Source organism: Nocardiopsis sp. KDC1DS13DA1 (assembly GCF_055632325.1).
On the sequence record NZ_JBVMUY010000030.1, the window covers coordinates 60159 to 86095 of the forward strand.

17 protein-coding genes are annotated in these 25937 nt (G+C 71.7%); 12 read left to right on the forward strand and 5 right to left on the reverse strand.

Features of this window, described 5'->3' with window-relative positions:
- Window positions 1-45: 45 nt before the first annotated feature.
- Window positions 46-414: a DUF6703 family protein gene (locus tag ACTVAJ_RS19685; RefSeq protein WP_470389667.1), complete on the reverse strand. Its 369-nt coding sequence runs from the start codon at window positions 412-414 to the stop codon at window positions 46-48.
- A gap of 341 nt (window positions 415-755) precedes the next feature.
- On the opposite strand from ACTVAJ_RS19685, the gene ACTVAJ_RS19690 reads away from it, so the two are divergent.
- The 3 genes from ACTVAJ_RS19690 to ACTVAJ_RS19700 all read left to right on the forward strand — a co-directional run bounded on the left by ACTVAJ_RS19690 (window position 756) and on the right by ACTVAJ_RS19700 (window position 6409).
- Window positions 756-4457: a CDP-glycerol glycerophosphotransferase family protein gene (locus ACTVAJ_RS19690; protein WP_470389789.1), complete on the forward strand. Its 3702-nt coding sequence runs from the start codon at window positions 756-758 to the stop codon at window positions 4455-4457.
- Between the two features lie 82 nt (window positions 4458-4539).
- Window positions 4540-4836 (forward strand): antibiotic biosynthesis monooxygenase family protein, encoded by a 297-nt coding sequence (locus ACTVAJ_RS19695; protein WP_470389668.1) that lies wholly within the window; start codon window positions 4540-4542, stop codon window positions 4834-4836.
- Window positions 4837-5020: 184 nt separating this feature from the next.
- A complete protein-coding gene (locus ACTVAJ_RS19700; protein ID WP_470389669.1) occupies window positions 5021-6409 on the forward strand; it encodes a glycine--tRNA ligase in 1389 nt (462 codons plus the stop codon).
- 90 nt (window positions 6410-6499) lie between these two features.
- Here the strand turns inward: ACTVAJ_RS19700 and ACTVAJ_RS19705 are convergent, their stop codons facing one another.
- Window positions 6500-8674 carry a serine/threonine-protein kinase gene (locus tag ACTVAJ_RS19705; RefSeq protein ID WP_470389670.1) on the reverse strand — a complete coding sequence of 725 codons (2175 nt, stop codon included), beginning with the start codon at window positions 8672-8674 and terminating at the stop codon, window positions 6500-6502.
- Window positions 8675-8930: 256 nt separating this feature from the next.
- Here ACTVAJ_RS19705 and ACTVAJ_RS19710 point away from each other — a divergent pair, with 256 nt between their 5' ends.
- The 4 genes from ACTVAJ_RS19710 (at window position 8931) to ACTVAJ_RS19725 (ending at window position 12281) form a co-directional block, all read left to right on the forward strand.
- Window positions 8931-9491, forward strand: coding sequence for a pyridoxamine 5'-phosphate oxidase family protein (locus tag ACTVAJ_RS19710; RefSeq protein ID WP_470389671.1), 561 nt, complete (start codon window positions 8931-8933; stop codon window positions 9489-9491).
- Between the two features lie 265 nt (window positions 9492-9756).
- The gene (locus ACTVAJ_RS19715; protein ID WP_470389672.1) at window positions 9757-10419 is read left to right on the forward strand and encodes a hypothetical protein; all 663 of its coding nucleotides are present in this window, start codon (window positions 9757-9759) and stop codon (window positions 10417-10419) included.
- A gap of 105 nt (window positions 10420-10524) precedes the next feature.
- Entirely contained in the window at window positions 10525-10899 is a 375-nt protein-coding gene (locus tag ACTVAJ_RS19720) for a PadR family transcriptional regulator (RefSeq protein WP_470389673.1), read from the forward strand.
- On the forward strand, window positions 10899-12281 hold the full coding sequence (locus tag ACTVAJ_RS19725) for a permease prefix domain 1-containing protein (RefSeq protein WP_470389674.1): 1383 nt from the start codon (window positions 10899-10901) through the stop codon (window positions 12279-12281). The genes ACTVAJ_RS19720 and ACTVAJ_RS19725 overlap by 1 nt, the downstream gene beginning before the upstream one ends.
- A gap of 404 nt (window positions 12282-12685) precedes the next feature.
- Here ACTVAJ_RS19725 and trhA read toward each other — a convergent pair whose 3' ends face one another.
- Window positions 12686-13405 (reverse strand): PAQR family membrane homeostasis protein TrhA, encoded by a 720-nt coding sequence (trhA, locus tag ACTVAJ_RS19730; protein ID WP_470389790.1) that lies wholly within the window; start codon window positions 13403-13405, stop codon window positions 12686-12688.
- 467 nt (window positions 13406-13872) lie between these two features.
- Here trhA and ppdK point away from each other — a divergent pair, with 467 nt between their 5' ends.
- From ppdK to ACTVAJ_RS19750, 4 genes are all read left to right on the forward strand, one after another.
- Window positions 13873-16569, forward strand: a complete 2697-nt coding sequence (gene ppdK, locus ACTVAJ_RS19735) for a pyruvate, phosphate dikinase (protein ID WP_470389675.1) — start codon at window positions 13873-13875, stop codon at window positions 16567-16569.
- 437 nt (window positions 16570-17006) lie between these two features.
- Window positions 17007-18206 (forward strand): YdcF family protein, encoded by a 1200-nt coding sequence (locus ACTVAJ_RS19740; protein ID WP_470389676.1) that lies wholly within the window; start codon window positions 17007-17009, stop codon window positions 18204-18206.
- Between the two features lie 52 nt (window positions 18207-18258).
- On the forward strand, window positions 18259-19512 hold the full coding sequence (locus ACTVAJ_RS19745; RefSeq protein ID WP_470389677.1) for a deoxyguanosinetriphosphate triphosphohydrolase: 1254 nt from the start codon (window positions 18259-18261) through the stop codon (window positions 19510-19512).
- A 164-nt stretch (window positions 19513-19676) separates the two neighbouring features.
- On the forward strand, window positions 19677-20723 hold the full coding sequence (locus tag ACTVAJ_RS19750; RefSeq protein WP_470389678.1) for a LacI family DNA-binding transcriptional regulator: 1047 nt from the start codon (window positions 19677-19679) through the stop codon (window positions 20721-20723).
- 348 nt (window positions 20724-21071) lie between these two features.
- Here ACTVAJ_RS19750 and ACTVAJ_RS19755 read toward each other — a convergent pair whose 3' ends face one another.
- Both ACTVAJ_RS19755 and ACTVAJ_RS19760 read right to left on the reverse strand, forming a co-directional pair.
- On the reverse strand, window positions 21072-22655 hold the full coding sequence (locus ACTVAJ_RS19755; RefSeq protein ID WP_470389679.1) for a vWA domain-containing protein: 1584 nt from the start codon (window positions 22653-22655) through the stop codon (window positions 21072-21074).
- Window positions 22652-23806 carry a hypothetical protein gene (locus ACTVAJ_RS19760; RefSeq protein ID WP_470389680.1) on the reverse strand — a complete coding sequence of 385 codons (1155 nt, stop codon included), beginning with the start codon at window positions 23804-23806 and terminating at the stop codon, window positions 22652-22654. Before ACTVAJ_RS19760 ends, ACTVAJ_RS19755 begins: the two co-directional genes overlap by 4 nt.
- A gap of 234 nt (window positions 23807-24040) precedes the next feature.
- Here ACTVAJ_RS19760 and dnaG point away from each other — a divergent pair, with 234 nt between their 5' ends.
- Window positions 24041-25927 carry a DNA primase gene (gene dnaG / locus ACTVAJ_RS19765; protein WP_470389681.1) on the forward strand — a complete coding sequence of 629 codons (1887 nt, stop codon included), beginning with the start codon at window positions 24041-24043 and terminating at the stop codon, window positions 25925-25927.
- The last annotated feature ends 10 nt before the right edge of the window (window positions 25928-25937 follow it).

Consider the following 25937-nt stretch of genomic DNA (forward strand, 5'->3'; position numbering starts at 1 on the left):
CTGGAGGCGACGGAAGCGGCGGATGAGGGGAGGGCGGACTCCGTCTCAGAACCCGAGCAGGCGGGCCACCGCCAGAACCGCCACGACCACGGCCATGAGCACACGCGGAGCCCGCTGCCGGGCGTTCAGGGACGGCCACGCCAGGTAGGCCAGCCACAGCAGGAACACCAGCACCAGCAGCAGGCACGGGGCACCCAACCACCACGGGGCCGTGAGCCCGGAGACGAACAGCACGCCCAGAGCCACCGGCGTCAACCAGCGCGGACCCTGGTAGAGCCACACCAGGGGCACCGCGCTGCGCCCCTCGACGGTCCGGCGCAGCCGACCGGCGCCGGGGGTCCGGAGGGAGTCACCGTCGGGGAGGGGGCGGCCGGTGTCGCGGCGCCGTTCTTCACCGTGTTCCGGGGGGACCATCGCCGTGTGTTCCTCGTTCCCGTGGGGGCCTGCGGGCCGGGACGGCGGCCGGTGCTCCAACACGCCCGCCGCTCCTCGGGGCACGGTGCCCCGGCGCCTGTGATACTTCTTCTTTCCGACCCTAGTGCAGGTCCCCGGCGAGATGCCGGGAACGGGTGCGCTTCCCGGCCGCTGCGCGCCCTCCCACCGTCCGGCCCTGCCGACCGGAGGGCCCGGACCTGGCACTCCCGGGGTCCGTGATCATCTACATTCGGTTGGTAGTCGTCTGACAGTGCGGCCCGCGTCAGTCGGTGCCCGCCCGTTGCCCACCGCAGCGAACCCTCCGGAGTGTGTCTACTTCCGTGCCCGAACCCACCGTCATCGTGACGTTCGACGTCACCGAGCCACACCTACAGCACTGCCTCGACTCCCTGGCGCGCCAACGCGACGGGGACCGTACCGGGGAGGTGGCCGAGTCCCGCCCGGACACGGACCTCCAGGTCGTCCTCGTCCCGGTACGCGGCGGGAACGACGCCGACCCCGGCGGCGCGCGCGTCGAGCGACCGGACGCCGACGACGACGGTGCCGAGGACACGGACCCCGACACCGAGGCCGACGGCGCCGCCCGCCAGGACGAGGACGGCGACGACAGCGACGAGTCCGTCGAGTCCGCGCGCGAGGACGCCCTCGCCACCGCCGCGGACTTCGCCGCCTCCCCGCCGCCCGGGCTCACGGTGACGCTCCCGGACGGGGAACCCGCCCCCGACCACCCCACCGCCCGCGCCCGGGGCGCGGCCGCGGCCACCGGCACGCACCTGCTCTTCCTCGACGGTGCCGACGCCCTGACCGGCTACGCCCTGGCCTACCTTCTGCGCACCGCCGCCGACACCCACTCCGACCTGGTCGTCGGCAACGCCTACCAGTTCAACGAGCTTGGCGCCGCCCAGTCCAGGGCCCACCGCAGGTACGCGACGCGCTCCCGCCTGGCCGAGGACCCCCGCGCCGTCCCCGGCCTGGCCTCCGACAGCTCCCTGGGCAACAAGCTCTGGCGCAGGGAGTTCTGGGACTCCCTGCCAGACCGGGGGCTGGCCCCCGAGGACGCCGACCTCGGCCTGCGCCGCGCCGCCCTCGCCGCCCGGACGGTGGACGCCGTGCCCGCGCCCGTCCTGCTCGTCCGCGAACGCGAGCACGCCCCGATCGCCCTGGACGCCGACGTCCTCACCCGCCGTCTCACCGCGATGCGCGAGCTCGCCGAGAGCCTGGCCACCGCCGACCGCGACCTGTGGGACCGCACCCTGCTCCAGGGGGAGATGTACTCCCTGGTCATGCGCCTGGACGACGCCGAACCCCGGGTGCGCGCGGCCATCGTCGACCTGCTCAACGGCTACCTGCACCACGTCTCACCCGGCGTCCTGAAGAACCTGCGCGCCCTCCACCGCCTGCTGTACCACCTGGTCCGCGAGGGCCGCGTGGACGACGTCATCGAGGTGGTCACCTTCGCGCGCAGCGTCGAGCTCAAGAAGGCCGACGTCGTCCGGCGCGGGCTGGGCTACTACATCCGCTACCCCTTCTTCGAGTCCGAGGACCCGGCCAGGGCCGTGCCCCGCGAGGTGTACCGCCTCGACGACGAGCTCAAGGTCCGCCAGAAGACCGAGGACATCCACTGGGAGGACGGCCGCCTGCACATCAGCGGCCGGGTCGGCATCCGCCACCTGCGCGCCCGCAAGCGGTGGCAGCAGCACGTCGTCGCCTTCGCGGTCAACACGGACACCCGCCGCCGCGTCCGCCTGCCCGTGCGCACGCGCCTGGCCGCCGAGTACCGCCTGCCCGACGTCGCCGACGCCGCCCGCCACGACTACGGCGGCTTCACCGTGGTCCTCGACCCCCGCAAGCTGCGCACCGCCGGCCGGTGGGAGCCCGGGACCTGGAAGGTCGAACTGGTCGTGCTGAACCGGGGGCTCACCCGCCGCCGGATCGTCTCCGGACCCGTGCCCGGTCCGCCCGAGCGCCCCGGCTACCACCAGGTCGACGCGGACGTGTGGGTCCGCCCGCAGTGGAACCCCGACCGCCAACTGGTGGTCGCCGTCGAACCGGCGCGCGTGCGGATCAGCGGCCACTGCTTCGACGCCCACCGCGGCGAGCTGGAACTGGACGGCGAGCTGGTCTCCGCCCCCGCCGCGGAGGCCGACCGCCTGCGCCTGGTCCGCCGCCCCGGGACGGCCGTGCTCACCTACCCCGTCACCATCCACGGCGGTCACTTCACCGCCCGCATCGGCGCCGACGAGCTGTTCGACCGCAGTGTCAGCGAGTGCGGAGGCGTCATCCGCCAGGAGGAGTGGGAGGCGCACCTGGTCACACCGGGCGAGGAGACCGTCCCCATCGTCCTGCCCGACCAGGTGGCCACCGCCGCCTACGCCTCCGAGGGCACGCACCAGGAGCTGGCCGTGCAGCGGACGGAGACCGGTTTCCTCAAGCTCCGCGCGGGGCACGCCCGCCCGATGGTCACCGCGGCCCGCTGGGAGGAGCGCCTCCTCGTCCTGGAGGGCGAGTTCACCGCCGACGCCGACCTGAGCCTCGTGGCCAAGGCGCGCGGCCGGGACGAGGAGCACGAGCTGCGGACGGAACGGACCGGATCCCGTTTCCGGGCGCTGCTCTCCCCGGCCGACATCGTCACGCTGTCGGGCACCCTGTCCCTGCCCGCCGGTTCCTACCAGCTGTGGGGCCGGGTCACCGACGGCGGCCGCGCGGACGCCGAGCGGGGCTCCACGGACGTGGGGGTGGAGTTCACCGACACCCTCATCGCCGACCTCCCGGCACCGCTGGAGACGGGCGAGCGCTCCTACACGCTGAGCTACCAGGGGCGGGGGATCCCCGTCCTGCGGGTCGACGGCGACCTGCGCCCGGCCGAGCGCGGCACCTTCGCCCAGCGCGAGCTGCGTGAGACCTTCTACCCCGCCCAGCGGCGCGAGCCGATCACCGAGGGCATCCTGTTCGACACCTACACCGGGCGCCAGTACTCCGACAGTCCGCAGAGCATCTACGCCGAACTGCGCGGACGCGACCGGTGGGCGGAATACCCGATGTCCTGGCTGGTCGCCGACGGCCAGGTGAGCCTGCCCGAGGACCTGAACCCGGTCCGGCTCAGGGGACGCGAGTACTACCAGGCGCTCGCGCGCAGCCGGTACCTGGTCACCAACTCGCGTGAGCCCGCCTGGTTCCACCGCCACCCCGACCAGGTCGTGGTGCAGACCTGGCACGGGTCGATGCTCAAGCGCATCGGCTTCGACGTGGAGAACATCCGCGGCAAGTCGCGCGACTACTTCGACAAGCTCGCGTGGGAGACGCGGCAGTGGGACTACCTGGTCTCGCCCAGCCCGTGGGCGACGCCGATCCTGCGCAGCGCGTTCCGGTTCGAGGGCGAGGTCCTGGAGACGGGCTACCCGCGCAACGACATCTTCTTCTCGGCCGACCGGGAGCGGATCGCCGAGCGCACCCGCCGCCGCCTGGGCCTGCCCGAGGGCAAGAAGGTCGTGCTGTACGCGCCCACCTGGCGGGACGACAAGTACTACACCCGGGGCAAGCACAAGCTCGACCTGCACCTGGACCTGCGCCGGATGTACGAGAAGCTCGGCGACGACCACGTGCTCCTGGTGCGCCGCCACCCGCGCGTGGTGGACAGCGTGCCGATCGTGGGCGAGGACTTCGTGTACGACGTGTCGCTGTACCCGGAGATCATGGAGCTGTTCCTGATCACCGACGTGCTCGTCACCGACTACTCGTCGATGATGTTCGACTTCGCCAACACCGGCCGCCCGATGCTCTTCTTCACCTACGACCTGGAGAGCTACCGGGACAACCTGCGCGGGTTCTACTTCGACTTCGAGGAGACCGCGCCCGGGCCGCTGCTGACCGAGTCCGACGACGTCATCGGGGCGCTGCTGGACATCGACGAGGTCGCCGAGCGGCACAGCGGGTCCTACCGCTCCTTCGTCGACCAGTTCTGCCCGCTGGACGACGGCAACGCCGCCAGGCGCGTGGTGGACCGGGTGTTCGGCGAGGGCTGACCGCCCTCTGCCGTGCCCGCCGCGGCGCTCCGGGAGGACCCGGGGCGCCGCGGGCGCGTCCGGGGTGCGGTTGAATGGCGGCGTGATCGTCATCACCCGATACTCCGTGCCCGAGGCCGACACCGAGGCCTTCCAGACCGACGCCGCCACCGCCGTGGACGCGCTCTCGCGCCGCCCCGGGTTCCGGGGGCACCGGATCGGCCGCGCCGCCGACGACCCGTCGCTGTGGACCGTGGTCACCGAATGGGACGGGGCGGGCTACTACCGGCGGGCGCTGTCGGACTTCGACGTGAAGGTCAACGCCGTGCCCCTGCTCTCCCGCGCCATCGACGAGCCGACCGCCTTCGAGATCCTGGCGGGCCGCGGCGCCGGGGACTGAGCCCCCTGACACCCCGTGCGTCGGCGGTGTATTCGTGCGCGCGGGGTGGTCACGTGCTCTAGCCTGGGAGGGCGGGCGCACGGTGTGCCACTCCCTGGTACGTCGCGCGCTCTCCGTTTCCCGATCAGTACCGATGTATCGCGCACCGCGATCCACCGACCGCCAGCCGGATGGAGAGTCACCCATGGCCGCCAAGTCAGAGGCAATGGACGCACTGGTCAACCTCGCCAAGCGCCGAGGTCTGGTCTACCCCTCCAGCGAGATCTACGGAGGTCTGCGCGCCGCCTGGGACTACGGCCCCCTGGGTGTGGAGCTGAAGGCCAACGTCAAGCGCCAGTGGTGGCGTTCGATGGTGCAGGAGCGGGACGACATCGTCGGCCTGGACTCCAGCGTCATCCTGGCCCGTGAGGTCTGGGAGGCCTCCGGCCACGTGAAGGCCTTCGTCGACCCGCTCACCGAGTGCCAGTCCTGCCACAAGCGCTTCCGCGCCGACCACCTCATCGAGGCCTACGAGGAGAAGCACGGCCGCGAGCCCGAGGAGGGCCTGGCCTCGCTCGCCTGCCCGAACTGCGGCGCGAAGGCCTCCTTCACCGAGCCGCGCATGTTCAACGGCCTGCTGCGCACCCACCTGGGCCCGGTCCAGGACGACAAGGGCCTGGCCTACCTGCGCCCGGAGACCGCGCAGGGCATCTTCGTCAACTACAAGAACGTCGAGCAGAGCGCCCGGCGCAAGGTCCCGTTCGGCATCGGCCAGATCGGCAAGTCGTTCCGCAACGAGATCACCCCGGGCAACTTCATCTTCCGGACCCGCGAGTTCGAGCAGATGGAGATGGAGTTCTTCGTCAAGCCGGGCAGTGACGAGGAGTGGCACCAGTACTGGATCGACACCCGCTACCAGTGGTACGTCGACCTGGGCATCGCCAAGGACAACCTGCGGCTGTACGAGCACCCGCAGGAGAAGCTGTCCCACTACTCCAAGCGCACCGTGGACGTGGAGTACCGCTTCAACTTCCAGGGCAGCGAGTGGGGCGAGCTGGAGGGCATCGCCAACCGCACCGACTACGACCTGAAGACGCACACCGAGGCGTCGGGCGTGGACCTGTCGTACTTCGACCAGGAGAACAACGAGCGGTACATCCCCTACGTCATCGAGCCCGCGGCCGGTGTCGACCGGGCGGTGCTGACCTTCATGCTGGACGCCTACAATGTCGACGAGGCGCCCAACGCCAAGGGCAAGCTGGAGAAGCGCGCCGTGATGCGCCTCGACCCGCGCCTGGCCCCGGTCAAGGCCGCGGTGCTGCCGCTGTCGCGCAACGCCGACCTGTCGCCCAAGGCGCGCGACCTGGCCGCCGCCCTGCGCAAGCGCTGGAACGTGGAGTTCGACGACGCGGGCGCGATCGGCCGCCGCTACCGCCGCCAGGACGAGATCGGTACGCCGTTCTGCGTCACGGTGGACTTCGACACCCTGGACGACAACGCGGTGACCGTGCGCGAGCGCGACACCATGTCGCAGGAGCGCGTGTCGCTGGACCGGGTGGAGACCTACCTGTTCGAGCGCCTGCCCGGCTGCTAGCCCCGGTGGGCTGAACGAACGACGGCCGCCCGTCCCCGAGTGGGGCGGGCGGCCGTGCGCGTCGTGGGGGAGGGGCCCTCCTGGCGGGACTCACGTGTCCCGGGAGAGGCGCGACAGTTCCTCACGGGCACGGTCCAGCTCGCGGATCTCCCTGATCGTCAATCCGAGGTCCCTGTCGGCCCGTCGCAGTCTCTCCTTCGGGTCCCTCACGTCGGAGTGGGGGACCTCGATGTCCTTGAGTAGCTCTCTGACCTGGGATCTCGGTTCGATTGCCCCCACAAGGCCGGACACGACCAAGGTGGTGAAGGCCGCCATCACAGCCAACCCGACACGGGGTTCGTCCCAGGGGCCGAGGTTCACCCAGCCGACCAGTCCGAAGACGATCGCGGCGAGGACGACCCCCGGTCCCCACCCGTCGTTCACACGTACCTTCTCCACCTTCCTCCACGCGGCCACGAACTCCTCCAACCGTGTCCTCCTCGCGTCGAGCTCCGCGTGCCTGCAGGCCATATCCCGGAGCACACGGCAGAGGAGGCGCACCACCAGTTCGTAGGCCACTCGTTCTGGGAGGGCGGCGTCGTGTGGGGGTTCAGGCGGGAGAGCGGCCCGCCACTCCGCCTCCAGGGATGCGCGATCCTCGTCCACGAGCTGTCGCCATCGCTCGGGGGCGATGAGCGCGCGGGCGAACATCGCTTCCGCGACCTGGAGTTCGAACGCCTTCTCCTTGCCGCGTTCGCTTCTCCGCGCCCATGCACGGTACGGGTGGTGGATGTCCTCGAAGACGCGCGTCGCTCCGCGAACGTCGTCGATGAACCTCCGGTATTCGGCGCAGCCGCTTCTTGGAGCGCAGTCGTGCCGGGGGTCCCGGCACCCGTATGCGGCCAGGACCTTCATGAACTCGATCGGGTCGGCATCCGGATCGACGGGGTCGTCCAAGGGGTCCGAGGCCTCGTTCTCGTACTCCTCCCGAAACCTGGACAGGCTCATATCTTCGCCCTCGAAGACCGGTGGCAGGTCGGGGCGCGCCTGGGAGACGAAGATGAAGACGGTGAGGTCGGGGTCCTTGGGGGGCTTCCGGAGCAGGCTCCGGTCGATCCGGGTGTCGCCCAGGTCCTCGATGATCCACGCGGCCAGGGCCGCCCGCTCGTCGGCGTTGTCGAACACCTCGCTCGCGGCGTCTATGTCGGCTGTCATGGCTTCGGCGAGCTCACCCACCCCGTGGTGGAGGCGACCGGCGAACCGATAGGGAGGGGTCGCCGGATCGGAGGGTGCCACGATCCGGTCCGGCCCCGCCTCGCCTGCCTCCTCGGCTCCGGGGCTCGCGTTGGGGGCGGACGGCGGCGCCTGATCCTCCCGGTCCACCCTCCCGGTCTCCCACCGCGTCGGGGGAAGCGGGTCCGCGTCCGTGGTCACGACCCGTGTGGCCGCGGTGTTCCCCCGGACCAACGCGGTGTCGACGTCGGTGCCGTCCTCCGGGAACCCCAGGAGGGAGTTGAGGACCCGGTGTGCGCTCGGGCGGTCCTCGGGGTCCTTGGCCAGGCACCGTTTCACCAGGTCGTGCAGCTCGTCGGGCACCCCCGAGCAGTCGGGCTCGTCCACCAGGATCCTTTTGATGACGGCGGTCTGGCGGTCGCCGGAGAACGCGTGCCGCCCGCTGGCCGCGTAGACGATGACCGCGCCCCAGGCGAAGACGTCCACGGCCGGTGTCAGGTGCGTGGTGTCGTCGAGCCGCTCGGGCGCCATGTAGTGCAGGGTCCCGATCCTCGCCGTGGCGGTGAACCGGGCGGTCTCCCCCAGGGCCCGCGCGATCCCGAAGTCGATCACCCTCGGCCCGTCGGCGGCCATCATGATGTTCTCCGGTTTGAGGTCCCGGTGCACGATCCCGGCGCGGTGGATCGCGGTCAGCGCGGTCGCGGTGGAGACGGCCAGACGTTGCAGGTCGGCCCCGGCGCGCGGTCCGTCGGCCCGGATCTCCTCCGCGAGCGTACGGCCCTCGACGTACTCGCTGGCTATCCAGGGCCGGTCGGCGTGCGGGTCGGCGTCCAGGACCCGGGCCACGCAGAAGGGACTGATCCGGCGCGCGGCGGCCACCTCGTCGGCCAGCATCCGGGCGAAGCGCGGGTCGGTGTCAGAGGCCGCGTGGAGCAGCTTCACGGCCGCCAGGCCGCCGCCGGGCGCCTCGGCGAGGTGGACGGATCCGAAGCCGCCCCGGCCGATCTCCCGGATCAGCCGGTATCCGCCGACCTCGGTGTCCTGCGCGCTCATGCATCACCGTGCCTGTTCCGTCCGTGACGTTCCCGACGTGTATACCGCCTCGCATGCCTGCGGTGAAGGGGATCGCGCACGCATGGGGCTCATGAGGCCCGGGGGAGTGCGACTCCGTGTTCCCCGACTTCCGGGGCGGGGAGGGGTCGCTGCCCAGCGCGACGACGACTGCTACGAGCCGGTCCGCCCCACCGCCCCGGCCTAGGAGACACCCCGGGAGGGAGTCGGGTTCGGCTCTGGTGGGAGACTCACCGTCATGGGAAAGATCCACGACGCCATCGGGGACCGACTCGCGCGGTTCCTCCTCGACCAGCCGGTGTTCTTCGTCGGCACCGCGCCGCTCGCCTCAGACGGCCACGTCAACGTCTCGCCCAAGGGGATGGAGGGGACGTTCGCCGTGCTCGGTGAGCACCGGGTGGCCTACCTCGACTACACCGGATCCGGCGTCGAGACCATCGCCCACCTGCGGGAGAACGGCCGGATCGTGCTGATGTTCTGCGCCTTCGACGGGCCGCCGAACATCGTCCGCCTGCACGGCACCGGCCGGGCCGTCATGCCCTCCGACCCCGGGTTCGAGGAGCTGCGCGCCCACTTCGCCAAGGAGCGCACCCTCGGGCAGCGCGCGATCATCGTGGTGGACGTCCAGCGCATCTCCGACTCCTGCGGGTTCTCCGTGCCCCTGATGGACGTGCGCGGTGACCGGGACCTGCTGGACCGCTACCACGAACGCCGTGAGCCCGGCTACTTCGACGACTACTGGCTCACCCGCAACTCCACCAGCATCGACGACCTTCCGGGCCTGCCCACGGCTCCCTGAGGGGCGGACCCGGGGGAGGAACAGGGTGCCGGACACGGCGAGACGGCCGGACCCGGGGGGATTGGTTTCCGGCCGTCTCTTCGGTTCCCGGGCCGCACACGACCGCGGGATCCTGTTCTTAACCTAGCGGTAGGGGGTGCGCGGTACGCGGTCGTTTGGTGCGCGTTGTCCTACCGTGTAAGCGAATCGTGACGACCGGATCCGAGATCGCCGACGACGTGTGTGCCTGGTACCTGTTCTCGCGTTCCGTGTGATCATGCGGTGCGTGAACGGACACCCAGACGACGACCTGCTCGTCGAGCGACTGCGCGCCCGAGCCCACGACCCGGCCCGGCGCTTCGACGAGGCGCCCGTACCCGTCGCCTGGATCGAGCGGCACCACGGCCCGGAGCGGGTGGAGGAGGCTCTGGAGAGCGGTCACACGTTCTCCGGCGACGGGATGGTCCTCTTCCCGGCGGGTTCGCGTGAGGCGGTGGACCACCACCGCGGCGCCCCGCGGCGCCCGCCGTTCCCTCCGGCCACGTTCGCGGAGCTCGCGGAGGCGGAGCGCGGGATCGGACACCGCCTGCCCGAGCCGCTCCGGCGCGTGTACACCGAGGTCGCCGACGGCGGGTTCGGCCCCGACGCCCGGGGGTTCGCGCGCATCAACGGCGGGAGCCCGTCCCTGGCGGACCTCCACGAGCGGGACCAGTCCAGGGGCCTGCCGCCGTCCTGGCTGGAGCTCACACCCGCGGGGTGCACCCTGTCCTGGTACGTGTGGCTGACCGGACCCGGCAACCCCGTACTGCTCCACGACATCGACAGCGCAGACCCCCGCCGCGGAGAGCGCCCCGAGGACGGCGTCGTCCACGTGACGGGTTCCCTGCGCTCGTGGCTGTGGACCTGGGCCGACGGCGGGGACGTCTGGGACGACGTCCGCAGGGGGTGACTCCCTCGCACGGACCCCGGTGGGGTCCATCTTCATACCTCGTTCCTCTATGCCTAGGTCTGCTAGGGTGGCAACCCCTAGCGGAACTAGGTATGGGAAGTACACGTGCACATCGACAAGGACCTGGTCGCGGCGTCGGCCACACCGCTCGTCCTGGGCATCCTGGCCGAGGGCGAGTCCTACGGCTACGCCATCGTCAAACGCGTCAACGAGCTCTCCGGCGGGCGGATGCAGTGGACGGACGGGATGCTCTACCCCCTGCTGCACCGCCTCGAGCGCAACGGCTACGTCCGGGCGTCCTGGGGCACGTCCGACGCGGGCCGCCGCCGCAAGCACTACGCGATCACGGAGGCCGGGCTGGCGACGCTGGCCGAGCGGCAGGAACAGTGGAGCGTCGTCGCCGACGCGCTCAGGCAGGTGTGGCAGGCCGCCTCGCACCCCCCGTTTCCGGGGCCCGCCACGGCAGGGGGGATCGCCTGATGAGCGAGGTCGCACGCGGTGACGTCCTGGAGGAACAGATCGACCAGTGGCGCGGCTTCGTGCGCCGCCGCCGGGTCATCTCCCCGTCGGACGTCGAGGAGATGGAGGACCACCTGCGCGAACAGATCACCGACCTGGGGGCGAACGGACTCGACGACGAGGAGGCGTTCCTCGTCGCGGTCAAGCGCATGGGGAACCTGGACGCGGTGTCGCGGGAGTTCGCGCGTGAACACTCCCACCGGCTCTGGAAACAGCTGGTCCTGGTCCCCGAGGCCGACGACGGCGCGGGCGGACTGACGCGCTGGCGCGAGCTCGGCGTGCTGCTCGCCTTCGCGGCCGGCGCGGGTCTGGCGGTCAAGCTCCTGTTCACGGCCGTGGACGACGATGGCGCGCAGGTCCGCAACTTCTTCTTCGCGGTGCTCCCGTTCCTGGCGGGGTGGTTCGCCTGGAAGCGGGGCGTGACGTGGCGCGTGTGCGCGGCGGTGGCCGCCGTCGCGGCGGTACCGGCGCTGGCGGTGAACCTCTACCCGTTCGAGTCGGCCCCCGGCCCGTACCCGGCCCCCGGGATGACCGACCTACTCGCGTTCACGCACGCTCCGGTCATCCTGGGGCTGCTCGTGGGCGTCCTGCACACGGGCGGGAACTGGCGGTCCCACGACCGGCGGATGGACTTCGTGCGGTTCGTGGGCGAGCTGGCGATGTACCTGGCGCTGATCGCGCTGGGGTCGATGGTCCTGGTCGGCCTCACCTTCGGGGTGCTGGCCCTGGTGGACGTCGACCTGGAGCCGTTCTTCGAGGACTGGCTGCTGCCGTTCGGCGTGCCCGGTGCGCTCCTGGTGGCCGCGTGGCTGGTGGAGGCCAAGAAGAGCGTGGTGGAGAACATCGCGCCCGTCCTGACCCGGGTCTTCACCCCGCTGGCGGTGCTGATGCTGGTCGCCGACCTGGTGGCGCTGGTGGTGAACGGCCCGCTGACCACGGTGGACCGCGAACTGCTCATCCTCATGGACGCCGTCCTGGTGCTGGTCCTGTTCCTGCTGCTGTACTCGATCTCCGCCCGTGACCCGCTGGCCCCGCCGAACGTCTTCGACTGGCTCCAGCTCGCGCTGGTGGGGGCGGCGCTCGCGGTGGACGCCGTCGCGCTGACCGCGATGCTGACCCGGATCGCGGAGTTCGGGTTCACCGCGAACAAGACCGCCGCGCTGGGGCTGAACCTCGTGCTGCTGGTGCACCTGGCATGGTCTGCGTGGCTGATGCTCGGCTTCGTGCGGGGCGGGCGCCCGTTCGCCGCGGTCGAGCGGTGGCAGACCACCTACCTGCCGGTCTACGCGCTCTGGGCGGGGCTGGTCGTGCTGGTGTTCCCGCCGGTGTTCGGCTTCGTCTGATCCGGGTGACGCTCGCGCCCCCGCGCGTCGGTTCTCCCCTGGGACCAGGGGACCTGAGTCGCGCGGGGGCGCGATCCGTGTTCTGGGGTGGTCGACTCTTCACGGTCGCCCGAGGTGGCGCGGCCTCGGGCGACCCCCTGCCACGCCAGCCCCACGGCGTGGTCCCGGTCGGTCGGGGCCCGGCGCTGAACACGGACTTCGTCCACCAGAACAGCTGCGGCGCGACGATGAACGCCGACCTCGTGGACGGCTTCGCGCCGCAGGAGGCGGTGTCGCCTGGACACCGCCCCGCCGCCGGGCGGCTGCCCATCCCACCCGTGGTGCGCGAGGGAGCCACACGCGGTGCGTCGCCTCGTGGGCCCGGTCCCGAACGACACACCGTCGCGGTGTCATCCCCGGGGGATTCAGCCGGTCGTGTAGACGACGAAGGACACCGCGATGTACTGGCAGACGAAGGCCGCGATGGTCAGCGAGTGGAAGATCTCGTGGAAGCCGAACCAGCGGGGCGCCGGGTCGGGCCGTTTGAGGCCGTAGACCACCGCGCCGACGCTGTAGAGCACCCCGCCCACGAGGATGAGGATCCACGTCGCCGGGTGCGTTCCGCTGATCAGTTCGGGGATGAACAGCACCGCCACCCAGCCGATCGCCAGGTACAGCGCCGTGGACAGCCAGCGAGGGGCGCCCAGCCAGAGCAGCTTGAACCCGACCCCGGCGATCGCGCCGCCCCAGATCAGCGCCAGCATCGCCGCTCGCAGGCCGCCCTCCAGGACCAGGACCACGAACGGTGTGTAGGTGCCCGCGATGATCAGGTAGATGTTCGAGTGGTCCATCCGGCGCAGGACCTGCTGGGCGCGCGGCGACCAGCGGCCCACGTGGTAGACGGCCGAGGTGCTGAACAGCATCACCGAGCTGAGCGCGTAGACGGCGCTGGCCGCTCTGGCGGGCCAGGTGGGGGCGAGGCAGACCAGCACGATCCCGGCCGCCAGGGCCAGGGGCGCGGTACCCAGGTGCAGCCAGCCGCGCAGTCGGGGTTTGACCGCCTCCAGCAGCTCACCGGCGGCGGTGGCCGCCCGTTCGGGGACGGACGCCTCCCCGGGGGAGGCGTCGTCGTTTCCCTCCGCCACGGTTCCGGTCTCCCGCGCCTGCTTGTCCGACACCGTCGTACACCTTCCCTCTCGCGTTTCGCCCGGTGGAGAGCGACGGTCGAAGCCTAACCTACGGACGCGTAGGTTACTTGCCAGTAGTGATGTGTCGAGTCGCACAGTGCCCCGGGGGCGTGGTCGCGGGAGGAATTGGTCGGGCGCCCTTCCGGCGGCCCTTGGTGCCGGTTCGGTGGATCCTGTCTATGCCTGTGCCTGCTGTGACCAGCGGTGTCGCGGGACTCCAGCCCCCTTCCCCCGTATCCTGAGGGCAGGGACCCGTGTGTCCCGACTGAACCATTGGTATAGACCTCTCTAATGCTCTTGACCTGGTAAAACTCCGAAAAACGGTGGTTCATGGAGGGGGAAGGTCGCAGAGTGTGGAAGAGTCGCGCCCACGCAGCAAGGGTCGGCTCGCGACGGAGCCGTCGACATGACGAGGGAGCACCCCCGTGGCCAAGTACGTCTACAAGTTCACCGAGGGCAACAAGGACCTGAAGGATCTCCTCGGCGGTAAGGGGGCCAACCTCGCCGAGATGACCAACCTCGGGCTGCCGGTGCCCCCGGGCTTCACCATCACCACCGAGGCGTGCCGCCACTACCTCGACAACGGCGACGTGCCCGTCGGCCTGGACGCGGAGATCGAGGCCAACCTCAAGGAGCTGGAGAAGGCCATGGGCCGCAGGCTCGGCCAGCCCGACGATCCGCTCCTCGTGAGCGTACGGTCGGGCGCCAGATTCTCCATGCCCGGCATGATGGAGACCGTCCTCAACATCGGCCTCAACGACGAGTCGGTCGTGGGCCTGGCCAACCAGGGCGGAGACGAGCGCTTCGCCTGGGACTCCTACCGCCGCCTGGTCCAGATGTTCGGCAAGACCGTCCAGGACATCGACGGCGAGCTGTTCGAGGACGCCATCGACGAGGCCAAGGCCGCCAAGGGCACCACCGACGACCTCGACCTGGACGCCGACGACTTCCGGGCGCTCGTCGAGCGGTTCAAGGCCATCGTCCTGGAGCAGACCGGCAGCCCCTTCCCCACCGATCCGCGCGAGCAGATGACCCAGGCCGTCAAGGCGGTCTTCGACTCCTGGAACGCGCCCCGCGCCGTCCTCTACCGCCGCCAGGAGCGCATCCCCGCCGACCTGGGGACCGCCGTCAACATCTGCTCCATGGTCTTCGGCAACCTCGGTATGGACTCCGGAACCGGCGTCGCCTTCACCCGCGACCCCGCCACCGGCCAGTCCGGCGTCTACGGCGACTACCTCCAGAACGCCCAGGGCGAGGACGTCGTGGCCGGTATCCGCAACACCGTGCCCCTCGCCGACCTGGAGCGGATCGACACCCGCAGCTACCAGGAGCTGATGGGCATCATGGAGACCCTGGAGAACCACTACAGGGACCTGTGCGACATCGAGTTCACCATCGAGCGCGGCAAGCTCTGGATGCTCCAGACCCGCGTCGGCAAGCGCACCGCCGCCGCCGCGTTCCGCATCGCCGACCAGCTCGTCGACCAGGGCATGATCAGCCTCGACGAGGCCGTCCAACGCGTCACCGGCGACCAGCTCGCCCAGCTGATGTTCCCGCGCTTCGACGAGAGGGCCGCGGTCTCCGACGACGCCCACCGCATCGGCCGCGGCATGAACGCCTCGCCCGGCGCGGCGGTCGGCAAGGCCGTCTTCGACTCCTACACGGCCGTCAAGTGGTCGCGCAGCGGTGAGAGGGTCATCCTGTGCCGCCGCGAGACCAACCCCGACGACCTCGAGGGCATGATCGCCGCCGAGGGCATCCTCACCAGCCGCGGCGGCAAGACCTCGCACGCCGCCGTCGTCGCCCGGGGCATGGGCAAGACGTGCGTGTGCGGCGCCGAGGAGCTCGACATCGACACCAAGAACCGGCGCCTGACCGCGCCCGGCGGCGAGGTGGTCGAGGAGGGCGACGTCATCTCCATCGACGGCACCAGCGGCCGGGTCTACCTCGGCGAGGTCCCCGTCGTGGACTCGCCCGTCGTGCGCTACTTCGAGGGCGAGATCGACCCCGCCTCCGACCAGGCCGACGACCTCGTCCGCGCCGTCGACCGCCTCATGCACTACGTCGACGCCGCCCGCCGCATGTACGTGCGGGCCAACGCGGACACGCCCCAGGACGCCGCCCGCGCCCGCCGCATGGGCGCGCAGGGCATCGGGCTGTGCCGTACCGAGCACATGTTCCTCGGCGACCGCCGCCAGCTGGTGGAGCGGCTCATCCTCGCCGACACGGCCGAGGAGCAGCAGGAGGCCCTCGACACCCTGCTTCCGCTCCAGCGCCAGGACTTCGACGGCATCCTCGGCGCCATGGACGGCCTGCCGGTGACCGTGCGCCTGCTCGACCCGCCGCTGCACGAGTTCCTGCCCGACATCACCGAGCTTTCGGTGCGGGTGGCCGTGGCCGAGGCGCGCGGCGAGAGCCACGAGAACGACCTGCGGCTCCTCCAGGCCGTCCACAAGCTGCACGAGCAGAACCCGATGCTGGGCCTGCGCGGCGTGCGGCTGGGGCTGGTCGTCCCGGGCCTGTTCACCATGCAGGTGCGCGCCATCGCCCAGGCCGCGGTGGACCGGATCCGCGAGGGCGGCCGCCCCCGTCCGGAGATCATGATCCCGCTGGTGGGCACGGTGCAGGAGCTGGAGATCATCAAGGAGGACGCCCAGCGCGTGCTGCGCGAGGTGGGCGAGGAGAACGGCGTGGAGCTGGACTTCCCGGTCGGCACCATGATCGAGCTCCCGCGCGCCGCGCTGACCGCCGGTCAGATCGCGGAGAACGCCGAGTTCTTCTCCTTCGGTACCAACGACCTCACCCAGACGGTGTGGGGCTTCTCCCGCGACGACGTGGAGGCGTCCTTCTTCTCCGCCTACCTGGAGAAGGGCGTGTTCGGGGTGTCGCCGTTCGAGTCGCTGGACGTGGACGGCGTCGGACGCCTGATCCGCATCGCGGTGGAGGAGGGGCGCGCCGCGCGTCCCGGCATCAAGCTGGGCGTGTGCGGCGAGCACGGCGGCGATCCGGCCTCGGTGCACTTCTTCCACGACGCGGGGCTGGACTACGTGTCCTGCTCGCCGTTCCGCGTACCCGTCGCCCGCCTGGAGGCGGGCCGGGCCGCCGGACGCACCGCGAACTGAGCCGTCGTGGGGGCGCGGTTCCTCTCCGCCGCGCCCCGGGAGGAACCGCGCCGGAGGCATCCGTACGCGCGAGGAACCGCGCCGGAGGCGTCGTTCGAGGCTGGTGGGGGTGCCCGCCCCTTCGTGGAGCGGCCCCGGGCGGTGGCGGGCGACGGGTGGGCCGTGTGACGGGCGCCGTCCGACGCGTACGCCTTAGACTCGTCCCGGACCCCCGCGGCCAAGAAGATGAGCTGTAACCCTATCGTGATATCTTCTTGACCATTGGTGCGTCCGCTGTTCCCCGCTATCCTCTCCCGCACACGCCTTCGGGTGTGACGACTTCCGTTTCGGTTGCCCGAATCCGCTCCGCGGGTTCGAAGAGGTACGAACCAGCGGCGGTCGGTGGACGTCCCAGGGGGTGCATGGTCCCCCAGGCAGTGATGTGCGGAGGTGAGTCGGTGCGAACGGCGAACGGCGGGCACGGCGACGAACCGGGGCGGAACCCGGTCTCCGCCTCCCATGTCGACGACGAGAGCACGCGTGTCTTCACGCGCGAGCAGCTCCAGGAACCCGCGGTCGAGACCACCCGGGCCTTCGTCCGCGAACCCGGGGACGCGGGGGAGGGCGCCCCGGACCAGGCGGCCACGCGGACCTTCAGCCGTGACCAGCGGGACACCGCCGACGTCTCGGGCGCCGCGGCCACCCGCGCCTTCACCCGGCCCGGGAGCGCCACGGGGGACGCCCCGGTCGACCCGGCCGGTTCCACGGCCCCGGCCGACCGCGGTTCCGGGACCGGCTTCACCCGCCGTTTCGTTCGCGAACGCCCGGGTTCGCGCGGGGCGCCCGCCACGGGCGGCCACGCGCCCGTCGAGCCGGACGCCCCCCGGCCCCCGGCGGACGGGGACCCCGGACACGGCGCTCCTGCCACCGACCCCGCCCATCCGCGCCATGACGGCCCGGAGGACGGTCGCGACGGCCGTGGTTCCCGCGGTTCCCGCCCGAGGCGCTCACGGCCGGGCCAGCCCCGCCGCCGCAGACGCCGCCGCTTCCGCCTCCGCTGGCTGGTCGCGCTCGTACTGCTCACGCTCCTGGCGCTGCCGCCCGGAACCTGGGCGTGGGTGTGGTACACCGCCCGGCAGGACGACCGCGCGGCCACCGACGCCATCGTCGTCCTGGGCGCCAGCCAGTACAACGGCGTGCCCTCGGAGATCTTCGAGGCCCGGCTGCGACACGCTCAGAGCCTCTACCAGAGCGGCGTCGCCCCCGTCATCGTCACGGTCGGGGGCAAGCAGCCTGCCGACAACTACACCGAGGCCGCCTCGGGCCGGAACTGGCTGGTCGAGGTCGGCGTCCCCGCGGAGCAGGTCATCGCGGTGGAGGAGGGCAGGGACACCCTCCAGAGCATCAGGGCCGTCTCCGAGGTCTTCGAGGAGAACGGCTGGGAGACGGCCACCCTCGTCTCCGACCCCTGGCACAGCCTGCGCTCCCAGCGCATGGCGCACGACCACGGCATCGAGGCGGGCACCTCCCCGGCGCGGTCGGGGCCGGCGGTCATCGAGCGCCGCACCCAGCTCTGGTACATCACCAGGGAGACCGCGTCGCTCTGGTACTACTGGATCTTCGACGACAGCAGCGACATCCGCGTCAACGCGGCCTGAGCAGGGTCGATGTCACGTTTCGTCCCCTGCGCTGAGTAGAGTCGTGAAGACGATGACGAACCGAGCGGGATCAGAGGGCGGTGTCCCCGGCTACACGCCGCAGGACACCGCGCGGATGGCGGGCGAGTCCCGCAAGAACCGCGCCAGGGGCCCCTTCGAACGTGACCGGGCCCGAGTACTGCACAGCTCCGCGCTGCGCCGTCTGGCCGCCAAGACCCAGGTCGTCCAGCCCGGGGTGAGCGACTTCCCGCGCACCCGGCTGACGCACTCCCTGGAGTGCGCCCAGATCGGCCGTGAGCTGGGGCAGGCGCTGGGCTGCGACCCCGACCTGGTCGAGGCCGCCTGCCTGTCCCACGACCTGGGACACCCGCCCTTCGGGCACAACGGCGAACGCGCGCTGGACGAGGCCGCGGCCGCGTGCGGAGGTTTCGAGGGCAACGCCCAGAGCCTGCGGCTGCTCGTCCGCCTGGAGGGCAAGGTGATCGCCCCGGACGGCCGCAGCAACGGACTCAACCTCACCCGCGCCACCCTCGACGCCACCGTCAAGTACCCGTGGCGCCGGGGCGAGGGCGGCGACACCCACAAGTTCAACTGCTACCCCGACGACACCGAGGTCTTCTCCTGGCTGCGCGAGGGCGCCCCCGCGGGCCACACCTGCTTCGAGGCGCAGGTCATGGACTGGTCCGACGACGTCGCCTACTCCGTGCACGACGTCGAGGACGCCCTGCACGCGGGACTGGTGAGCATGGCCGCCCTGCGGAGCCCGGCCGAGCGCGCGCAGGTGTGCCGGATCGCCGCCGAGCGCTACTGCGACGCCGACACCGCCGAACTCGACCACGTCCTCACCGAGCTGCTCGCCGAACCGATGTGGCCCGGCGAGTTCACCGGCGACCTCGCCTCCCTCGCCGCGCTCAAGAACCTCACCAGCGAACTCATCGGTCGCTTCTGCCTCGCCGCCGAGCGCGCCACCCGGGACGCCCACGGTCCCGGCCGACTCACCCGCTACCGCGCCGACCTCGTCCTGCCCCGCCGGGTCCTCCTGGAGTGCGCGCTGCTCAAGGCGGTCGCCGCCCACTTCGTCATGTCCCGTGCGGAGGCGCTGGCCTACCAGGCCGAGGAGCGGCGGACGATCACGGAGCTGGTCGCCGCGCTGCGCGAAGGGTCGCCCGGCGAGCTGGAGCCGCAGTTCCGCGCCGCGTTCGAGGCCGCCCCCGACGACGCCGCCGCGCTGCGCGTCGTGGTCGACCAGGTCGCCTCGCTCACCGACACCTCCGCCACCGCCCTGCACGCCCGCCTGGTCGGTTGAGGCCGGACGGTCCGCGCCGGAGGTCCGCCGGGTCGGCCCAGACGGGCGGACGGAGGGCGAGGAACCCGGGAAACCGTCCCGCAACCTCCTTGACACCTCAGATGTGAGCGCTAACAATGTTGCCCACGTCACTACCGGAGGATCCGGTGAGGAGGACGCCCCCCATGTCCGAACGGGACGGACGCACCCCCGTCATGGCCGACGTCGCGCGGCTGGCCGGGGTCTCCCACCAGACCGTCTCCCGGGTGCTCAACGGGCACCCCAACGTGCGGACGGAGACGGTGACCCGGGTCCGGACGGCCATCGAGGAACTGGGCTACCGTCGCAACCCCTCGGCCCGCGCCCTGGTGACCCGCAGGACCAACCTCCTCGGTGTCCTCGCCTTCGACAGCACGCTCTTCGGCCCCGCCCGAACCCTGGCCGCCATCGAGAACGCCGCCCGCGAGGCCGGGTACTTCGTGAGCATCGTGAACCTGGACGGCATCACCCGCGAGGCGGTCGTCGAGGCCACCACGCACCTCGCCGAGCAGTCGGTGGAGGGGTGCGTCGCCATCGCCCCGCAGCGGGCGGTGGTCGAGGCGCTCGCCGAACGGTCCGGTCTCCGGCCGCTCGTCGCGGTCGAGGGCGGTGAGGGGTCGGGGCTGCCGGTGGTCTGCGTCGACCAGGAGGGCGGGGCGTACACCGCCACACGCCACCTGCTCGACCTGGGCCACCGGACCGTCCACCACATCGCGGGCCGGCCCGGCTGGTTGGAGGGCGAGGCGCGGGTCGAGGGGTGGCGCCGCGCACTGGCCGAGGCGGGGGCGCCCGTGCCCGAGCCGTCCCACGGCGACCGGAGCCCCCGGTCCGGGTACGAACTGGGGCTGCGGCTGGCCGGGGAACGCGCCCGGGGCGCCGAGGTCACAGCGGTCTTCGTGGCCAACGACCAGATGTCGATCGGGGCGCTTCGGGCCTTTCGCGAGCACGGGATCGAGGTCCCCGGCGACATCAGCGTCGTCGGGTTCGACGACATCCCCGAGGCCGAGTACCTCACGCCCGCGCTGACCACCGTCTGGCAGGACTTCGCCCAGGTCGGCCGCGCGAGCATCGACGTCCTCCTCGCCGAACTGTCCGGCCGGGGCGACCAGCCCTTCGCTCACGCGCGCGTCGTCGTCCCGGCCGTGCTGCGCGTCAGACACAGCACCGCTCCCCGGCCGCCGGGGCCGCCCTGACCCGCCGACCACCCCCCGTACGCTCCCCGGGTCCAGAGGTCCCCCGTGAACGGAAGTCCGCGCGCACGAAATGTTAACGCTCACAATGCTGGTGGCCCGCCTCCCGGCGCGGTCGTGGTCGGTGTGGACTTCGGGACGCTCTCCGGCCGCGCCGTCGTCGTACGGGCCGCCGACGGCGCCGAACTCGGCACGGCCGTGCACCCCTACGGGCACGGCGTCATCACCGACACCCTGCCCGGCATGTGCGGGTACGAGGCCGGGCAGAGCGGTGTCGGCGACGTCTTCGGCTGGTTCGCCGACTCCTGCGCCCCGCCCTCCCACCACGAGGAGGCGCGGGACCGGTCCGCCTCACTGGTAGCCGCGGATCTCCCGGAAGACCTGCTCCAGGTCCTGTTCCCGGGCGTCGAAGACCCGGCCGCCCGTCATCTGGGCCAGTTCCTCCATCTCCACCGCGTTGGACTCCCCGAACAGCACCGTGAACACCGGGGCGGCGGCCACCTCGCGCGGCATCCCGTCCAACGCGGCGCGCAGTCCGTCCAGGGTCGAGCCCCGGTTCACCTCTCCGTCGGTCATGAACACCACCGAGGTCAGATGCTCGTCCCGGGGCGCGGCGGCCAGCAGTTCGTACGCCTCCCGGAGGGCGTCGTAGGCCGCCGTGTCCCCGTCGGCCTCCAGCGAACGCGCCTCCGCGGCCAGGTCCGCCGCGGCCGACTCCGCCGTGCCCGGTTCCAGCACGAACGTGCTCGGCTCACCCGGTTCCGTGGAGAACGGCAGCAGCGTCACCTCCTCCCGCTCCTGGAAGGCCTGGGTCCGATGGGCGAGGGATCCGCCGTCCGCTCCGGTCAGCGCCTCCAGCGACGACCTCAGGTCCTCGATCCGGTCACCCTCCATCGACGCGGACACGTCCAGCACGTACACCGTGCGCGCCGGCCGCCGCAGGGCGCCGACGTAGTCCGCGACCAGTGCGTCGACCACCCCCAACTGGGCGGGGAAGGGCAGTTCGACCAGCGGTGGCACGTCCGCCGTGAGCGAGGCCCCCCGGGTGACCGGGCGCCGCCACGTGTCGTCGGCCACGCGCTGCTGCGTCTCCTCCGACAGCAGGTCCCCGACCAGCCGCTCGTAGGCGGACAGGGTCTCCTCCGACGGGTCGGCCAGCAGTGTCAGCGGGTAGTCCGCCGTCACGGTTCCGTCGGCCGGGTGCACCAGGGTGAGCGGCTCCTCCAGCACCCCCGAGTCGTTGACCGACAGCAGCACCGACTCGTAGTTGATCATCCCGTCGACCGGCCGCCCCTCCCGGGCACGCCGCTCGAAGTCCTCGGCCAGCCATCCGGAGGAGCCCGCGGTCACCTCCTGGCCCCCGAAGAACTCCGCCAGCTCCGGGCGGACGCGCTCCACGTCCTCACCGCGCAGGGCGGAGCCCGTGTCGGCCAGGGCCGAGGCGATCCCGATCAGCGCGGAGAAACCCGAGTTGGAGGCGCCCGGGTTGGTCATCCCGTAGGTCAGCTCCTGGTCCGCGACCGCCCCGGCCACGTCCGCCCAGGTCACCTCGGCGCCGTCGGTCCACCCCAGGGCCTCGGCCCGGGCCTCGGCCACGCCCAGGACCACGGGGGAGACCATGATCGGCGTCTCGGTGTGCACGGCGGTCCGACCGCCCTCGTGCAGGTGCAGGTAGCGGTTGGAGGCGAACCACACCGCGTCGTAGTCCCCGGTGTCGCCGGCGGCCACCCGCGCCAGCCCGTCGAGCGTGCCGCCGTAGTCGAGCTCCACCTCCACCCCGGTGCGCTCGGCGACCTCCTCCAGGAGCGGCTCCAGGTCGGCGACCTCGCTGCCGGCCAGGACACGCAGGGCGTCCCGGCCCGGACCCCCGACGAGGGAGCAGGAGGAGGCCGCCAGCGCGACCGCGAGGGCGGCCGCGGGCAGTGCGCGCCTCATCCGCGGCCACCCCCGCCCCGGCCGCCGGCCTCCTGGGGTACCGGCGGCATCGCCCCACTGGCCTCGTAGGTGTCCTCGATGCTGGTCAGCAGTGCCTCCAGTGCCTCGTAGGTCGGGGGGTGGACCACGTCGGCGACCTGGGTGCGGACCGGGAGGCCGTACTCCTCCACCAGGGCGTCGAACCGGGCGGTTCCGTCGGTGCGGAAGCCGTGTTCCGCGGCCAGCTCCTGGAGCTCGGGATCCTCGGTGAGCAGGCGGCCGACCTCGTCGCCCGCCCTGGTGAGGGGGACCACGGCGTGCTCGGAGAACACGGTCGGTCCCGGGTAGAGCACGACCACGCCCTCGGGCAGCGCCGGTCCGTTCACCATCGCCTGCACGTACTGGGACTCGTACACCCACACCAGCGGCGTGTGCCCGGCGCCGAGGTCGCGGAACTGCTCGAAGGGCTGTTGCGAGGACTCCGGCGGCTGGCCCTGGGCGAGGAAGAGCCGGGAGATGGTGTCGGAGATCTCCTGGTCGACGGGGCCGGGCGCCAGCACCTCCTCGCCGTTGAGCAGGTAGGACAGCACCACGGCGTGCATGGCGGCGGAGTTGGACGTGCGCGGGTCGGTGGTGCGGACCAGCACCTCGTTGCGGTTGCCGGAACTCACCGAGTCCCCGGGCAGGTCGCGCCAGCGGGTCCGCTCCTCGGTCAGCTCCAGGTAGGCGGACATGTCGAAGGACCAGGTGCGGTCCTCCTCCAGGGAGGCGACCCCGGCGCCCTCCAGCGCGCGCACCATCGGTGCGTGGCCGAGCAGGACCATCGGGGTACTGAACGGCACGTACCCGGTCGAGACGCTGTTGAGCTCCCGGGCGCGTTCGGCCAGGTGGCGTGAGCCGGGGGAGACGAAGTCGGCGCCGTCGGTCCGCTCGCCCAGCAACCGGGAGCCCCGGGGGCGCACGGTGACCGTGTACCCCAGGGACCCGAAGCGCTCCTGGACGCGCTCGTCCTCGAAGAACTCGACCTTCTCCGAGCCGACCACGCCGTCGACCGGCGTCGTCTGGCGCGTGAACACGGCGAACCCGACCGTGACCAGGACCGCGGCCACCGCGGCGGCGCCGACCGCGATCCAGGTCGAGCGACGGTCGAACGGCGGGGGGAGACCGGGCACCGTTGTCGATCCTCCTCGGCTGGGGTTCCCGACGCTGCCAGGCGCGGCCGACGCCCCGGTGGCGCCGAGGTGGACGGAAGGGGAACGGGCGTGGTGCCGCGCCGGAGCCACCGCTCGGTGGCGGGCGGCGGGCGGGCGCCCACCCGTCCACGAGGCTGCCCCGGGCGGTGGCGGGCGACGGACGAACCTGTGGACGGGGACGGAGGGCCCGCGGGGCGAACTACGCTGGCAGTCGTGGCAGGACGGATCAAAGACGAAGACATCGCCCTGGTGCGCGAACGCACCCCCATCGCGGACGTGATCGGCGAGTACCTCCAGCTGCGCAACGCCGGAGGCGGCTCGCTCAAGGGACTGTGCCCGTTCCACGACGAGAAGTCCCCCTCCTTCAACGTCACCCCCGCCAAGAACCTCTGGTACTGCTTCGGCTGCAACGAGGGAGGGGACGTCATCTCCTTCCTCCAGCGGATCGACAGCCTGAGCTTCACCGAGGCGGTCGAGTCCCTCGCCCGCCAGTCGGGCATCACCCTGCGCTACGAGGAGGGCGGCCGCAGCACCAGGCGCGACGAGGGCAAGCGCCAGCGCCTGCTCGACGCCCACCGCGCCGCGGCCGAGTTCTACGCCGAACGGCTGCTGTCCCCCGAGGCGGCGACCGCACGCCGTTTCCTCACCGAACGCGGCTTCAACCGCACCCACGCCGAGCGCTTCGGCCTCGGCTTCGCCCCCGCCGGATGGGAGAACCTGACCGCGCACCTGCGCCGCAAGGGCTTCACCGACCAGGAGCTGATCAGCGGCGGCCTGGCCAGCCAGGGGCGGCGCGGAGCCTACGACCGCTTCCGCAACCGGCTTCTGTGGCCGGTGCGCGAGGTCACCGGCGAGGTCGTCGGCTTCGGCGCCCGCAAGCTCGACCCCTCCGAGGACGGCCCCAAGTACCTCAACTCGCCGGAGAGCCCCATCTTCCACAAAGGGCGGCTGCTGTACGGGCTCGACCTGGCCAAGCGCGACATCTCACAGAAGGGCGAGGCGGTCATCGTCGAGGGCTACACCGACGTCATGGCCTGCCACGACGCCGGGGTGACCACCGCCGTGGCCACCTGCGGCACGTCCTTCGGCGAGGACCACGTCAAGATCCTGCGCCGCATGCTCCTGGGCCGGACCAACCAGGGCGGCCGGGTGGTCTTCACCTTCGACGGGGACAAGGCCGGGCAGAAGGCGGCCGTGCGCGCCTTCGCCGAGGAGCACGGGTTCACCTCCGAGACCTACGTCGCCGTGCAGGCCGACGGTCTGGACCCCTGCGACCTGCGCTTCCAGCACGGACCGCAGGCGGTGGCCGACCTCGTCGACGGAGCCGTGCGGCTGTACGAGTTCATGATCCGCAACGTCATGGAGGGCTACGACCTCTCCTCCCCCGAGGGCCGGATGGCCGCCCTGGACGCGGCCGCGCCCATCGTGGCGAGCATCCGCGACGAGGGCGTGCGCCGCAACTACGGCGCGAGCCTGGACCGCTGGACCGGGATCATGGACGAGGCCCTCGTCCAGCGCCGGGTGGCCCAGCACATGCGCGGGGGCGCCGCACGCGGAGGTGACCGGGGGCCGCGCGCCGACGCCCGCCCGGTTCCGACCCCGGACGCGGGGGAGGCCCCCTACGACCTGCGCGACCCCTCGGTCCAGCGGGAGCGGCAGGCCCTCAAGATCGCCGTGCAGTTCCCGGGTCTGGCCCGGGGGTTCGACGAGTTCACCGACGAGGACTTCACCGTCCCGCAGCACAGGGCGGTGCTCGCCCTCATCGCCCGGGGCGGCGGGGTGGCCGCCGCGCACGACCCGCAGGGCTGGGTGAACGATCTGCGCGAGGCCGCGCCGAATGACGCCCAGCGCGATTTCCTCACCCGATTGGTGGTCGAACCCGTGGAGTTCTATGGAGAACTCGACGAGCATTACGCCACTCAAATGCTGGGCACAATCAAGACTCATTCCATCAATCGCCGGGTGGCAAACCTCAAATCCGAACTGGCCCGGCTCGAAGGTACGTCCCACGTGGATGAACAACAGCGGGTATTCGCCGAGCTCATGAAGCTTCAACAGGAGAAACGCGCCCTCCAGGAGGGTGGCCAGGGGGCGATGTAGCAGTGGGGTG